We start from the raw sequence: 14887 nt of genomic DNA on the forward strand, positions 1-14887 counted from the left end.
ACAGGGCTATGCACCCCGCCAGGCTCTTCCATGGCCGCGCCATCGACAAACAACGGTTCTCGGCCGATATCGCGTGTGCTCATGTGACCGCCCTCCGCCGGAGCAGGGGCCGTGCGGTGGCGGGCTCCTCCAGGCGCCCGGCCACCGCCCGTACGGTCGGGCGGTCGAACACGTCCCGAACGGACACCTCGTGGCCCAGCTCGGCGCGGATCCGCGCGACGAGCCGCACGGCGAGCAGGGAGTGGCCGCCCAGGTCGAAGAAGCCGTCCTCGGGGCCGACCCGCGCCACGCCGAGCACGTCGGCGAACAGCCGGCACAGCGTCTCCTCCCGGCTGTCACGCGGGGCGCCTCCACTGCTGCCCGCGCCGAGGTCGGGCACGGGCAGGCGGGCCCGGTCCACCTTGCCGTTCACGGTGAGCGGGAGCCCGTCGTCCAGGACCACGACCGACGGCACCATGTACTCCGGCAGCACCCCGGCGACGGCGCGCCTGACCTCGGCGCCGACGACACCACGTCCGGCCTCGGGCACGACGTAGGCCACGAGCCGCCGGTCGCCGGGCCGGTCCTCACGCACCACCGCGACCGCCCGTCTCACCCCGTCGACGGCTCCCACCACCGCCTCGACCTCCCCCAGCTCCACCCGGAAGCCCCGCACCTTGACCTGGAAGTCGGCGCGCCCCGCGAACTCCAGGGCGCCGTCCGTCCGCCACCGCACGACGTCACCCGTCCGGTACATCCGCCCGCCCCGCCCGAACGGGTCGGCGACGAACCGGGCCGCGGTGAGCCCCGCACGGCCCCCGTAGCCGCGCCCGACGCACTCCCCCGCCACGTACAGCTCTCCCCACACCCCGGCCGGGACCGGCCGCAGGCCGTCGTCGAGCACATAGGCGCGCGTGTTCCACACCGGTCCTCCGATGGGGACGCTTCCGGCGCCCGAGCGCAGCTCCTCGCGGGTGACGGTGTGCGCGGTGACGACGTGGGTCTCGGTGGGGCCGTAGAAGTTGTGCAGGCGGCGGCCGGGGACGGCGGTGATGAAGGCGCGCAGGGCGGGGCGCAGGACGAGGGCCTCGCCCGCCTGCACAATGTCGGTCAACGCCGGGAGTTCCGTGCTGAGTTCGCGTGCGGTGTCGACGACGGTCTCGACGACCGGGGTCGGCGCGAACAGTTCGTTCACCTCGTACTCCGCGAGCCAGCGGACGAGGTCGCGGGTGTCCTTGCGGGTGTCGTCCCGGGGGACGGCGAGGGTCTTGCCCGAGGTGAGCGCGGAGAAGATCTCGTGGGCGGCGGCGTCGAAGCTGAGGGACGCGAACTGTGCGGTGGTGGTGCCCACCCCGCCGCCGACGGTCCGGTGGTGCCAGGCCATCAGGTTGGCCAGCGCGCCCGAGGGGAAGACCACGCCCTTGGGCCGCCCGGTGGAGCCCGAGGTGTAGATGACGTACACGGGGTGGCCGGGACGCAGCGGTGCGGTGCGGTCGGCGTCGGTGAGGTCGAAGCCCGACCGGGCGGCCAGGGCCGAGATCACCGTGGGGTCGTCGAGGACGAGGGTGCGGGTCGCGTCGGTCGCCGGGAGCCGCCGCGCGGTGCCGGTGAGGGTGAGGGTGCGCAGGGGCCGGGCGTCCTCGATCATGTACGCGATGCGCTCGGCCGGGTAGTCGGGGTCCAGCGGAAGATACGCGGCGCCGGCCTTCACCACGCCCAGCAGGCCCACCAGCAGTTCGACGGAGCGCGGCAGGAACAGCGCGACCGTCTCCTCCGGCCCCACGCCCGTGGAGGCCAGCAGCCGGGCCATGCGGTTGGCGCGGGCGTTGAGGTCCGCGTAGGTGAGGGACTGCCCCTCGTGGACCAGGGCGACGGCGTCGGGAGTGCGGGCGGCCTGGGCCTCGATCATCCGGGGCAGGGTGAGGGCGGGGGTGTCCCGGTCGGTGGTGTTCCACTCCACCAGCACCTGGTGCCGCTCGTGGGCGGAGAGGATGTCCAGGCGGCCGAGGGGCGCTTCGGGGTCGGCGAGGACCGCGTCCAGCAGGCGGAGCAGGTGTCCCTTGACGCGCTCGATCGTGGGCGGTTCGAAGAGGTCGGTGGCGTACTCGACGGTGATCCCGATGCCGTCGGGTTCGCCGCCCGGGGTGTGCCGTTCGTCGAGGCTGAAGGAGAGGTCGAACTTGGCCACGCCGAGCGCGGGTTCGGTCAATTCGACCTTCAGTCCCGGTAGTTCGAGTCGTGGCCGGTCGTTGTTCTGGCTCACCACCAGGACCTGGAAGAGGGGGTGGCGGGCGGTGGAGCGCGGCGGTGCCAGGTGCTCGACGAGGCACTCGAAGGGCAGGTCCTGGTGGGCGAGTCCGTCGAGGTCGGTGGCACGGACGCGGGCCAGCAGTTCCCGGAAGGCCGGGTCCCCGGAGGTGTCGGTGCGCAGGACCAGCGTGTTGACGAAGAAGCCCACCAGGTCGTCCAGCGCCGGGTCGGTGCGGCCGGCGACGGGGACGCCCAGCGGGATGTCGGTTCCGGCGCCGAGCCGGGTGAGGAGGGCGGCCACGAGGGCGCGTACGGCCATGAAGACGGTGGCGCCGGACTCGCGGGCGAGGCGGTGCAGGGCGCGGTGCTGTGCGGGCGTGACGGCCAGGGTGGTGGCCGCGCCGCGGTAGGAGGCCCGGGGCGATCGGGGGTGGTCGAAGGGGAGTTCCAGTTGCTCCGGGATGCCTTGCAACGCGCGCCGCCAGTAGGCCAGTTGGCGGGAGTAGCGGGATGTGGGGTCCTGTGGGTGGCCGAGCAGGCGGTGCTGCCAGAGGGTGTAGTCGGCGTACTGGACCGGCACGGGTGCCGCAGGCGGGCGGCGACGGGCGTAGGCGTCGAGGATGTCGCGGGCGAGCGGGGCCAGGGACCAGCCGTCGCAGGCGATGTGGTGGACGACGAGCTGGAGGACGTGGTCCTGCGGAGCGTGGTGTAACAGGCGTGCTCGCCACGGGAGTTCCGTGGACAGGTCGAAGCCGCGGTGGAGGAAGTCGGCACTCGCCTCGCCGGGGGCCACGATCGGCAGTGCCGGGAGCGCGGCCTCGACGACTTCCTGGCTCGGCTCTCCGTCGTTGTCCGGGAACACGGTCCGCAGCGCCTCGTGCCGGGCCACCGCGGAGGCGAGTGCGGTGTGCAGGGCGGCGGTGTCGAGGGGGCCGCGCAGGTGGATCGCGAGGGGCATGTTGTAGGTGGCCGTCGGGCCTTCCAGCCGGTTCAGGAACCACAGACGGCGCTGCGCGTGGGAGAGCGGCAGCTGGGCCGGACGCGGTACCGGGACCAGGGGCGGTCGCGGGGCCGCGGGGTGGTGGAGGCGACCGGCCAGCTCGCGGACGGTGGGGTGGTCGAAGACGTCCCGCAGGGACACCTCGCGGTCCAGGTCGGCACGGATCCTGCTCATGAGGCGGACGGCGAGCAGGGAATGGCCGCCCAGCTCGAAGAAGTCGTCCTCGGGGCCGACGCCGTCGACGCCGAGCACCGTGCCGAACAACGCGCACAGGGCGCGCTCCCGTTCGTCGGCCGGGGTGCCCGCGGAGGCCGCGTAGACGGGTTCAGGCAGACGGGCCCGGTCGACCTTGCCGTTGGCGGTCAGCGGGAGCCCTTCGTCCAGCACCACGACCGCTGACGGCACCATGTAGTCCGGCAGCGCCTCCGCCACCGCCCGCCGTACCTCGCCCCCCACCACCCGGTGCCCCGGCACCGGCACGACGTACGCCACCAGCCGCTGTCCCGCGCGCACGGCGGCCACCGCCCGGGCCACCCCCGCGACGGCGCCGACCGCCGCCTCGACCTCGCCCAGCTCGACCCGGAAGCCGCGCACCTTGACCTGGAAGTCGGAGCGCCCCAGGAACTCCAGACCACCGTCCGCGCACCGGCGTACGACATCCCCGGTCCGGTACATCCGCCCGCCGTGCCCGAACGGATCCGCCACGAACCGGTCCGCCGTCAGGTCCCCGCGCCCCCGGTAGCCTCGCGCCACTCCGGCGCCCGCGATGTACAACTCCCCCCGGCCACCGGCCGGAATGGGACGCAACCGCTCGTCCAGCACATGCACCCGGGTGTCGCCCAGGGGCTCTCCGATCGGCGGCCGGTTCAGGCGGTCCTCGCGGTCGAGGGGCGCTGCGGTGGACCAGACGGTGGTCTCGGTGGGGCCGTAGACGTTGGTCACCTCGCGGGCACGGGCGCGCAGTTCCCGGGCGAGGCCGCTGTGCAGGGCCTCGCCGCCGACGAGCGCACGCACCCCGGACAGGTCCTCCGGTCCGGCCTCCAGCAGCGACTGCCACAGCGCCGGGGTGGCCTGCAGCAAGGTGATCCGGTGCTCGGCCACGGCCCGGGACAGGCGCAGCGGATCACGGTGCTCGTCGTCGGTGGCCAGGACCAGGCGCGCGCCCGTCATCAGGGGCAGGAAGATCTCCAGGGCGGCGATGTCGAAGGCGACGGTGGTGACCGCGAGGAGCCGGTCGTCGCAGGTCGGCTTCAGGCGCTCGGCGAAGGTGCGCAGCAGATGGGTGAGGTTGCCGTAGGTGACCGTGACGCCCTTGGGTCGGCCGGTGGAGCCGGAGGTGTAGATGACGTAGGCCGTGTGGTCCGGGTGGACGGCCGGTGCCTCGGTGCCGGGTGTGTCCTCGACGCCCCGTACGCAGGATTTTGTCAGCAGCACGGCCGGGGACGCGTCCGCCAGGATGCGGGCGGTGCGCGCCGGGGGATGGCCGGGGTCGAGGGGCAGATAGGCGGCGCCTGCCTTCGCCACCGCCAGCAGGGCCACGACCAGTCGGGGGGACCTGGGCAGGGATACGGCCACCAGGGTTTCGGGGGCCGCACCCTGGTGACGCAGTCGGCGGGCGAGACGGTCGGCGCGGGTGTGGAGTTCCGCGTGGGTCAGCGTCTCCCCGCCGCTCTGGACGGCGATGGCGTCCGGGGTGCGCGCGGCCTGTTCCTCGCAGAGCTGCACGAAGTGGGGTACGGCGGTCACGCGGGCTCCTCCGGTGCGGGGGCGGCCAGGAACGGCCTCAGCAGGCGGCCGGTGGTCTCGACGGCGGTGGTGAGCAGGTCGTAGTGGCCGCAGTCGACGGGCACGACGGTCACCTCGCCGCTGACGAACCGGCTCCAGCCGAGGTCCGGCGGGTCGGGTCGGCCCGCGGTCAGCAGCACGAGGTCGCCGTCGAGGCGGCCGGGGACGAAGTCCTGGGCCAGGCGCAGGTTGTTGACGCCCACGCGGAGGACGGCCCGGACCCGTTCGGGTGACGCGTCGGCCAGGGCGGGGGCGCTGGTGCGGATCTCGTCGGCGGCCGGTACGCGGCCGTCGCACAGGTTGCGCAGGGCCTCGCGGGTGAGTGCCTCCTCGTCGGCCGGTTCGCTCGTGGGATGGCTGTCGAGGAGGGCGAGCAGACCGACCCGCTCGCCCGTGGCGTTCAGGCGGACGGCCATGGCGTGGGCGATCTGTCCGCCGAGCGACCAGCCGAGGAGGTGGTAGGGGCCGGTGGGCTGGATGCGTCGGATGCGGCGCAGGTAGTCGTCCGCCATCTCCTCGATGCTGTGCGGCAGTTGGGGCTCACCCGCCAGGCCGGTCGCCTGCAGGGCGTAGGCGGGGCGGTCGGTGGCCAGGGGCGCCAGGAGCCGGTGGTAGCACCAGCTCAGTCCGGTGCCCGGATGGACGAAGAACAAGGGGCTGCCGCTGCCCCGGAAGCGGAGTGTCAGCAGTTCCTCGGTCCCGTCGCGGGCGCCGAGGTCCGCGGCCAGTCCCGCCACCGTGGGCGAGCGGAAGACGGCCCGTACGGGCACGGCCGTGCCCAGTTCCTCCCGCAGCCGTCGGACGAGGGTCACCGCGAGCAGGGAGTGCCCTCCGCTGAGGAAGAAGTCGGTGTCGCGGTCCGGTTCGGGCAGCCCGAGCACCTCGGCGAAGGCGCGGGCGACGGCCTTCTCGCGGGGGGTGCGGGGCGCGCTGCCCGGTGCCGTCCCGCGCGTGGGCGGTGCCGGCAGCGGCAGCGCCGTCCGGTCGAGCTTGCCGTTGCGGGTCAGCGGCAGCCGGTCGAGTACGACGACGGCGCCGGGCACCGCCGCGGCGGGCAGCCGTTCGGCCAGCTTCGCGCGCAGCCGCTCCGGGTCGGGTGGCCGGGCCCCTCCTGGGGTGACGTACGCGATCAGCCGCTGCTGGTCCGGCTGGAATACGGCACAGCAGCTCCCCACACTCTCCTCGGCCCGCAGCAGGCTCTCGATCTCGCCCAGCTCCAGTCGCTGCCCGCGCAGTTTGATCTGCTGGTCCTCGCGGCCCTGGTAGAGCAGCACACCGTCCCGCCGGCGGCGGACGATGTCACCGGTGCGGTACATGCGGGTGCCGGGCGGGCCGTAGGGGTCGGCGACGAAGCGGGTGGCGGACAGGGCCGGGCGGCGCAGATAGCCGTCGGCGAGCTGCACGCCGGCGAGGTACAGCTCTCCCGGGACACCGGGCGGGCAGGGGCGCAGCGACTTGTCGAGCACGTAGGTACGGGTGTTGGCGACGGGCAGCCCGATGGGCACCGGTCCGTCGTCGTCAGGGTGGCAGGGGTGGTGGGTGACGTCCACGGCCGCTTCCGTGGGGCCGTACAGGTTCACCAGGGACACCTTGGGCAAGGTCTCGTGGAACCGACGGGCCGTCGCCTCGGGCAGTGCCTCCCCGCTGGCGAACACCCGCCGCAGGCCGGTGCAGTGGGCGGCCTCGGGCTCGCCGAGGAACAGGTCGAGCACAGAGGGCACAAAGTGGGCGACGGTCACCCCGTGTTCGCGGACGGTGCGGGCGAGCCGCGCCGGGTCGCGGTGCTCGTCGGGTCCGGCCACGACCAGGACCGCCCCTTCGCGCAGCGGCCAGAACAGCTCCCACACCGACACGTCGAATCCGGCGGGGGTCTTGTGCAGTACCCGGTCGCCGGGTTCGAGGGGGTAGGCGGCCTGCATCCACTTCAGCCGGTTGTCGATCGCGGCGTGCGGGACGACGACTCCCTTGGGGCGTCCGGTGGAGCCGGAGGTGTGGATGACGTACGCCGGATGCTCGGGCCGCAGGGGCGCGCCCGTCCGCCGGGCCGGGTTCATCAGGCGCAACCCGTCCTCGGTGAGTACGCCCACGGGCCTCGCCTCGGCCAGCATGTCGTCGACGCGGGCGCGGGGCAGGTCGGGGTCCACGGGGAGGTAGGCGCAGCCCGCCTTCAGGACGGCGAGGACCGCGACCACGAAGTCGAGGGAGCGGGGCAGGGCGACCGCGACGATGCCTCCGGGGGCCGTACCCGATTCGCCGAGTTTCGCGGCCAGTTCATCGGCCCGTGCGTGCAGTTCGGTGTACGTCAGCGTGGTCCTGCCGCACACGACCGCGGTCGCGTGCGGGGTGCGGGCGGCCCGGTCCGCGAGGGACTGCGGGAGGGTGGTGACCGGACCGAGGTCGACGGTGTCCCCCGTGGTGATCGGCTCGTCCGGTGTGCGCAGGTCGAACTCCCCCACCGGGCGGTCCGGTTGGGCGAGCACCGCGTCGACGAGGAGGCCGAGCCGGGTGACGACCGCGTCGGCGGTGTCCTGGTCGAAGAGGTCGGTGTCGTACTCCAGGTAGCCGGTGAGACCGTTGTTCTCCTCCAGTTGGAAGGTGAGGTCCACCTTGGCGGCGGGCGGCCCGTCGACGGGGTACCGGACGGCGCGGACGGCGCCGAAGTCCAGCTGGGCGGGGCCGTGGCTCTCGAAGGCGAGCAGGACCTGGAACAGGGGGTGGCGGGAGAGGGAGCGGCTGGGGTTGAGGGCCTCGACGAGGAGGTCGAAGGGCAGGTCCTGGTGGGCGTAGGCGTCCAGGTCCACCTCGCGGACCCGGTCGAGCACCTGCCGGAAGGACGGGTCGCCGGAGAGGTCGGTACGCAGGACGAGCGTGTTGACGAAGAAGCCGACCAGATCGGCCATGGGTTCCTCGGTACGCCCCGAGACCGCTGCCCCCAGCACGCTGTCGTCGCCGCCTCCGAGGCGGGCGAGCAGGACGGCGAGGAGGGCGTGGACCGCCATGAAGGGGGTGCAGCGGTGCTCGCGGGCGAGGCGGAGCAGGGCCCGGTAGCGGTCGGGGTCGCAGGTCAGGGGGGTGCGGGCCGCGCGGTACCGGGCGGTCGCGGGGCGAGGGCGGTCGGTGGGCAGGGAGGGGGTGTCCGGGAGGTCGGCCAGGGTGCGGGTCCAGTACGCGGTCTGGCGGGACCGCAGGCTGCGCGGGTCGGCCGGATCGCCGAGCAGTTCGCGCTGCCACAGGGTGTAGTCGCTGTAGCGCACGGGGAGTTCGGCCCAGTCGGGTCCGGACCGGCCGGCGGCGCGGGAGCGGTAGGCCGTGCCCAGATCGCGCAGGAGGACGGGGATCGACCAGCCGTCGACGGCTATGTGATGGGCCGCGAGGACGAGAACGTGGTCCTCCGGGCCCACCTCGAACAGCGTGGCGCGGAAGGGCGGACGTTCCGCCGGCCGGAAAGGCTCCTCGGTCACGGCCCGTACCGCCGGGTCCAGCCCGTCGGCGGATACGGCGGCCACCCTCAACTCGGGCCGGGCCGCGGCCGGTTCGAGGATCACCTGACGGGGTTCCTCGGTGTAGACCGTGCGCAGTGGCTCGTGCCGTTCGGCGACGTCGGTCAGCGCCTCGCCGAGTGCCGGCACGCTGACGGGTCCGGTCAGCCGTACGGCCGCCGCGAGGTGGTACGCCGCTCCCCCGGCGCCGATGTGTGCCAGGAACCACAGGCGTCGTTGGGCGTGGGACAGGGGCAGGTCCGTCATGAGCGGGCCTCGCGGGTGACGGCGGTGCGGCAGCTGTCCAGCAGCGCGTCGGTCGTGGTTCCCGGGCCGCTGTCGGTGGACAGGCGGTGGAGTGCGTCGTCGTACCAGGCGAGCAGTGCGTGCAGAGCGGGGCGGGGCAGGAGCGCGGGGTCGGCGCGGACGACGAGGGGCATGTCGGAGCCACCGCGGACCTTGACGTCCAGGCGGGGGCCGATCTGCCGGTGGGGAGTGGTCGTCTCGATCCACCCGGGTCCGCGGTCCGGCGCTGTCGGCCCGCTGGGCACGTCGTGGGCCATGAAGTTGAAGAAGTGGTCGAAGCCGAGCGTGATGCCGCGTTCACCGCGCACCAGGTCGGTGACGCTGTCTATGTCGTACGTGCCGAGGCGGTACGCCTTCAGGGCGGCGCCGTGGACGTGCCGGGCGTACCGCGCGAAGGGAGTGGCTCCGGGTTCCAGCGGGAGAGGCACGTACTGGTTCATGGAGCTGACGATGGAGCGCCAGGGCGCGGTGAACCGGTTGCTCGACTGGAGGGTGTGGACGACCTGTTCGCCGCCGGTCACGGCGGCGGTGGCGAGGGAGGTGAGGGCGAGGAGCACGGCCTGCGGTGGGACGCCCAGCCGGCCTGCGGACGTGCCGAGGGCGGAGCGGGCGCCGGGCGAGTGGAGGATCGCCTCGATCCGGCCGGGGTGGTGTCCGGCCTCGTCCGGCGCCGGGAACAGGTCCTTCGGCAGGGTGCGCAGCAGTTGGCGCCAGTAGTCCAGGGCTGCCTCGCGGCGCGGGAGTTGGGCGGCGGAGCGCTGGAGGCGGGCCAAGTCGCGGGGCTGGGGCGGGGTTTCGTCGAGGAGTTGTCTGCCGTCGGGGTCGGCGGAGCCGAGCAGCGCCGCGGCTTCGGCGCGCAGCCGAGCCAGTCCGTAGCCGTCGGCCACGATGTGGTCGACGACGATCACCGCGTACACCGGGCGTCCGCCGTCGGTGACCACGGTGAAGCGGCGTGCGAACTCCCGCTCCCGGTCGAAGGGTTGGCGGGCCTGTTCGCGTCCGGCCGCCTCCGCCGCGCTCCGGGTGGCGCCGGGCTGGTCGACGACCGTCACGTCCACGTCGTCGGCGACGGGCAGCACGTGCTGCTCCTGGTCGACGAACCGTGTGCGCAGTGACTCGTGGCGGGCGCAGAGGGTGTGCAGGGCCGTTGCCACGTCGGTGAGCGTGCGCCCGTGCGGTACGGGGACGACCGTGCTGAGGTAGGTCTCGGGCCAGCGGTCGAGCGGCCAGTCGGTCATGACGCGTCGCACGGAGAGCTGGCCGTAGGTCAGGGGGGCGCGGTCGGCCGGCGTGGTGGTCATGTCCCTTTCCTCATACGTCGTCGAGGGCGGCACAGGCGCGGCTCATCCGCTCCAGGAGCCGCAGCACGAGCAGGCCCAGCAGGATGTAGCCGGCGGCCTTGGACAGCTCCCACCCGAGCAGACCCGCCACCCCGCTCTGTTCCGCGAGCGCCCGGCGGGCCGCCTCGACGCCCTGCGTCATGGGCATCGCGTGGCCGATCGCGGCGAGCCAGTCGGGCAGCCGGTCGAGCGGGATGTTCACCCCGCACAGCAGGAGCAGGGCGTAGAGCACCACGTTGGCGACGAATGTCGCCTCGCGGGTGCGCAGCCCGATCGCGCCGATGACCAGCCCGCAGGCGCTGCACGACAGGGCGGTGACCAGGACGGCGGCGGTCAGGCCCGGCAGTGCGGCGGCCGGGACGACCACCCAGCCGAGCGCGACGCCGAACGCCAGCATCAGGGTGGAGGTGAAGGCGCCGATCAGGACGGCCGGGACGATCCGGCCGCCGAACATGACGGCACGGTTCGCGGGGCTGGCCAGCAGGGCGTTGAGGGTGCCGCTGTGGCGTTCGCCCTGGATGGACATCGCCGGGGCGAACAGGCCCGCCATCGCGCAGGAGATGAGCGCGTTGCCGATCACGTAGTAGGCGACGGGGTGGGTGCCGAGGTAGCGGCCGAGGTGGGCGAACCAGATCAGCTGCACCACGGGTACCCCGATGACGGTCGGGACGAAGGCGGAGGGCCGCAGCCAGCGGAAGAGGGCGAGGTGGGAGCGCCAGCCCGCGAGGAGGAACAGTCGGAGGGTCACTGCAGGGCCAGCGTGCCGCTGGAGCGTGCCATCCACTCGAACCTCCTCTGCAGCAGCAGGGTGAGGGCGGCGTACACGGCCGAGAGCAGCACGCACATGCCCACCGCGCGCACCGCGCCCCCGGTTCCGAGGGCCGCGCCCTCCAGGGCTTTGACTCCCCAGGTCGGTGACAGGCACCAGGACAGGGCGCGTACCGGCTCGGGGAGCGTGGAGACGGGTGCGAGCATGCCGCTGAGCATCCACACCGGGTACTCGAAGAAGTTGGCCAGCGACTGGGCGGTCGGGTACAGGATGAACGCCGAGGACAGCAGCAGACCCAGCATGCCCAGGGCGAGCACGGTGGCGGGCAGTGCCAGCAGGAAGAGCGCCGGGTCGGCCAGGTGCAGGGGCATGTCGAACAGGAGCGCGCTCCACGTCAGGGTGGCCGCGAGGCCGTAGACGCCGAGGGTGGCGGTGGCGAGGGCGAACGCCAGGGTGATGAGGAAGGTGGAGCGGGGGCTGGCGACCAGGGGTTCGAGGACGTGCATCCAGCGCAGCCGGTTGATGGCGTTGCCGGAGCCGAGCAGGGTCGAGGACCACATGCCCATCAGTCCGGCGCTGAGCGCGACCTGCACGGGGGCGATGTCGCGCTCGGAGCCGTCGAGCATGTAGAAGGCCAGGGAGGCGCAGATCAGCGGCAGGAAGACGGCGAGGAAGACGTACAGGCGGGTGCGGACGAGCTGGCGCAGTTCCAGGCGCCAGGAACGCAGCAGGTACCCGGCCGTCGCGCGGGCGCCGGGCGCCTCGCGGGCGCCGGGGTCCGCCGTCATCGGGCCGCTCCCGCGATGAGGGAGACGTAGGCGTCCTCCAGGGTGGGTTCGCGCTTGAAGACCTGGAGGACGGACACGTCGCGCAGTTCGGCCAGGACGGCGGCGGTGACGTCGGTCCGCTGTCCGCTGTGCACGTCGAGGACCTGGCCCGCGTCCCGTTCGGAGAGGCTGACCGACTGGATGCCGGGCAGTGCGCGCACCCGGGCCACGTCGTCCTCGCCGGCGCCGTTGAGGTGCACGGTGAGCACGACCTGGCCGTCGGTCTGCTTCTTCAGTGACTCGGGGGTGCCCTCGGCGATCTTGCGGCCGTCGCGCATGACGACCACGCGGTCGCAGAGTTCGTCGGCCTCGAACATGTAGTGGGTCGTGAGCAGCACCGTGCGTCCCCGGTGCACCTGTTCGCGGACGAGGGCGCGCAGTTCGCGGGCGCCGACCGGGTCGATGCCGTTGCTGGGCTCGTCGAGGATGACCACGTCCGGATCGTGCAGCAGACCGCGCGCGATGTGCAGCCGCTGCTTCATGCCCCGGGAGTAGGACTCGACGCGCTTGCGCTCCTCCCCCGACAGGCCGACCATGTCGAGGAGTTCGGGCACCCGCTTCTTCTGCTCGCGGTACGGCAGCCCGTACAGATCGGCGAAGAGCAGCAGGTTGTCGCGGGCCGAGAGGCGGGCGTACAGGCCCTGGTCGCCGCCGAGGATCACGCCGGTGCGGCGGCGCACGGTCTGTGCGTCGGCCACCACGTCGTACCCGAGGACACGGGCCCGCCCCGAGGTCGGCAGCAGCACGGTCATCAGGATCTTCACGGTGCTGGTCTTGCCGGCTCCGTTGGGTCCGAGCAGTCCGACCATCTCGCCGCGCTCCACCTGGAGGGAGAGACCGTCGACCGCGCGCTTCACCCGGCCCTGGGGGCCGCGGAAGGTGCGGGTGAGGTCGTCCACGGCGATGGCGTACGCGGATTCGGGAGCCTGCATTCGCACCTCTTGCTGTCATCGGACCGAAGAGTTGCTGCCGTCGGCCGGAAGAGGGACCGCAATTCCACAGCGACCCTAAAACGCTGCCGGATCTTCCTCAATGAAGCCTGTTCAGGTTGTCCGAAACTGCCCCCGTCATGCGCCGGGGCGCCAGGTGAACGGCGTTTCGCGGGGAGGGAGTTGGCCCGGATCGCTCCTTGTCACGCCAGTGCGGGCGGGTTAGGCTCCGCCAATCCCCCGCCACTGCAACGGCTTTCGTGCATCGGCCACCGGCCCCGGCAGTGAATTCCCGCCGGTCAAAAGAAAACCGGGCGACCTCCCGATTTTTGAAATGGGTGACAGAAAGGTGTGACCATGCCGCCGGAACACGATCCGTGGGCCCGCTGCACACCCGCCGACCGGGCGGTCCTCGAAAAGCTGCGGGGCACCCGAGACCCCGTCCGACCCGACGAGGTACTGCGGGAACTGCACCGCCGGTACACCGAGGGCGGGTCCCGGATCGCGCTCACCGACGGCGACCGGCACTGGACGTACGGGGAGTTGGGCCAGTGGGTGCTCGGGCTGCGCGCCGCGCTGACGCAGCGGTTCGGGGCCGGGGCGTACGGCGTGGCGATCGACCGCTCGGCCGAACTCGTCGCCGCCGTCCACGCCGTGGCCCTGTCCGGGGGCGCCTACTGTCCCCTGGGTACGGCGGATCCGCCCGCATGGCGCCGGTCGGCGGCACAAACCGCGGGCGCCGTGGCCGTACTGGCCGCCGGCGAGGACGCGGGCCACCCGGAATCCTTCGACGTACGAACGAGTCCTGCGCTGTCCCCCGCCGTCGAGCCGGTGACCGTGGACGCCGACACCCTGGCTCAGGTCATCTTCACCTCCGGTTCCACCGGGCGGCCCAAGGGGGTGCTGTGCACGCACGAGGGTTTCGCCAACCGGATCCGGTGGATGCAGCGTGCCTTCCCGCTCGGCGAGGACGACCGGGTGGCGCTGAAGACGCCGGTCACCTTCGACGTGGCCGGGTGGGAGCTGTTCTGGCCGCAGTACGCGGGCGCGCGGACGGTGGTGGTCCCGCCCGGGGAGCACACCTCACCGGAAGCGCTGATCGCCCGCTTCACCGAGCACCGGGTGACGGTCGCCCACTTCGTGCCGTCGATGCTCCGGCTGTGGCTGCGCGCGGACGGCGCCCGGCGCTGTCCCGACCTGCGGCTGGTGTTCTGCAGCGGCGAGGCGCTCACGGCGGACCTGGTCAAGGAGTTCGTCCGGCAGTCGGACGCCGAGCTGCACAACCTGTACGGCCCGACGGAGGCGTCCATCGACGTCACCCACGCACGCGCGGACCGCGCGCCCAGGGACCCGGTGCCGATCGGACGGCCCATCGACAACATGCGGGTGTACGTCCTCGATCCCGACGACCGGATCTGCCCGGTCGGCGAGGTGGGCGAGATCTGTCTGGAGGGCCTCGGTGTCGCCGCCGGGTATGTGGGCGCCGACCCGGAGCAGGCGGCCCGGTTCGTACCGCCGCGCGGCCTCCCGGTCACCCAGGACGGCTCGCGCACGTTCCGGACCGGTGACCTCGGACGGTGCACACCGGACGGGCAGATCGAGTTCTGCGGACGGCTGGACGCCCAGGTGAAGATTAGGGGGCAGCGCGTGGAACCCGCGGAGGCGGAGAGCGCGCTGCGGGAGCACCCGGCGGTCGAGGACGCCTGTGTGGTCCCGTACCGGAGCGGCTCGGGGCGCTGGTCGCTGGCCGCGCATGTGGTGCTGCGGCCCGACCACGGGCTGCTGGACCCGCTGGGGGTGCTGATGGCGCACCTGGCGGAGCGGATCCCGAGCCGTTCGGTACCGGCGCGGATCAGCGTCGCGGCACAGCTGCCGGTCGGCAGGCACGGCAAGACGGACCGGAACGCGCTGCCGGTGCCCGGGCGGGGGCGGCCGGAGCTGGCGGTCCCGTTCGAAGAGCCGGCGACCCGGCTGGAGCTGCTGATCGCGGGGATCTGGGCGCAGGTGCTGGACCTCGACGAGGTCGGCCGGTGGGACGACTTCCACCAGCTGGGCGGTGACTCGCTGGCCGCCGTGGAGATCTCGTTCCTCATCGCCGAACGGCTGGGCCTGGACTCCGACGACGATCTCGTCGCGGACATCCTGCTCGACGGGGACACCGTCGCGAACGCGGCCCGGACGGCCGTCGCCGGAGGGATCGACGACGGCCCTCTGTGACGGCCC

Annotated in this window: 7 protein-coding genes; 1 reads left to right on the forward strand and 6 read right to left on the reverse strand. The window is 73.0% G+C overall.

The annotated features are described in order from the left end of the window. Positions 1-79 precede the first annotated feature (79 nt). From ACZ7L7_RS07340 to ACZ7L7_RS07365, 6 genes are read right to left on the reverse strand one after another with little or no spacing between them, the layout of a single operon-like run. A complete protein-coding gene (locus ACZ7L7_RS07340) occupies positions 80-4975 on the reverse strand; it encodes an amino acid adenylation domain-containing protein (protein ID WP_472075214.1) in 4896 nt (1631 codons plus the stop codon). Next, positions 4972-8760 carry an amino acid adenylation domain-containing protein gene (locus ACZ7L7_RS07345; RefSeq protein ID WP_472075216.1) on the reverse strand — a complete coding sequence of 1263 codons (3789 nt, stop codon included), beginning with the start codon at positions 8758-8760 and terminating at the stop codon, positions 4972-4974. Before ACZ7L7_RS07345 ends, ACZ7L7_RS07340 begins: the two co-directional genes overlap by 4 nt. Continuing rightward, positions 8757-10100, reverse strand: coding sequence for a condensation domain-containing protein (locus tag ACZ7L7_RS07350; RefSeq protein WP_471592210.1), 1344 nt, complete (start codon positions 10098-10100; stop codon positions 8757-8759). Before ACZ7L7_RS07350 ends, ACZ7L7_RS07345 begins: the two co-directional genes overlap by 4 nt. A 10-nt stretch (positions 10101-10110) precedes the next feature. Further along, positions 10111-10887, reverse strand: a complete 777-nt coding sequence (locus tag ACZ7L7_RS07355; RefSeq protein WP_471592209.1) for an ABC transporter permease — start codon at positions 10885-10887, stop codon at positions 10111-10113. Next, entirely contained in the window at positions 10884-11696 is an 813-nt protein-coding gene (locus ACZ7L7_RS07360; RefSeq protein ID WP_471592208.1) for an ABC transporter permease, read from the reverse strand. The genes ACZ7L7_RS07355 and ACZ7L7_RS07360 overlap by 4 nt, the downstream gene beginning before the upstream one ends. Beyond that, entirely contained in the window at positions 11693-12667 is a 975-nt protein-coding gene (locus ACZ7L7_RS07365; protein WP_285512190.1) for an ABC transporter ATP-binding protein, read from the reverse strand. The genes ACZ7L7_RS07360 and ACZ7L7_RS07365 overlap by 4 nt, the downstream gene beginning before the upstream one ends. A gap of 354 nt (positions 12668-13021) precedes the next feature. Here ACZ7L7_RS07365 and ACZ7L7_RS07370 point away from each other — a divergent pair, with 354 nt between their 5' ends. Next, positions 13022-14881: a non-ribosomal peptide synthetase gene (locus ACZ7L7_RS07370; RefSeq protein WP_471592207.1), complete on the forward strand. Its 1860-nt coding sequence runs from the start codon at positions 13022-13024 to the stop codon at positions 14879-14881. The last annotated feature ends 6 nt before the right edge of the window (positions 14882-14887 follow it).

It is taken from the genome of Streptomyces sp. NPDC110618 (genome assembly GCF_055657065.1).

What these genes read in the sequence shown, in the direction of transcription:
- ACZ7L7_RS07345 (WP_472075216.1), bottom strand. Translation starts at nt 8,760, where the DNA reads ATGACGGACCTGCCCCTGTCCCACGCCCAACGACGCCTGTGGTTCCTG.
- ACZ7L7_RS07365 (WP_285512190.1), bottom strand. Translation starts at nt 12,667, where the DNA reads ATGCAGGCTCCCGAATCCGCGTACGCCATCGCCGTGGACGACCTCACC.
- ACZ7L7_RS07360 (WP_471592208.1), bottom strand. Translation starts at nt 11,696, where the DNA reads ATGACGGCGGACCCCGGCGCCCGCGAGGCGCCCGGCGCCCGCGCGACG.
- ACZ7L7_RS07350 (WP_471592210.1), bottom strand. Translation starts at nt 10,100, where the DNA reads ATGACCACCACGCCGGCCGACCGCGCCCCCCTGACCTACGGCCAGCTC.
- ACZ7L7_RS07370 (WP_471592207.1), top strand. Translation starts at nt 13,022, where the DNA reads ATGCCGCCGGAACACGATCCGTGGGCCCGCTGCACACCCGCCGACCGG.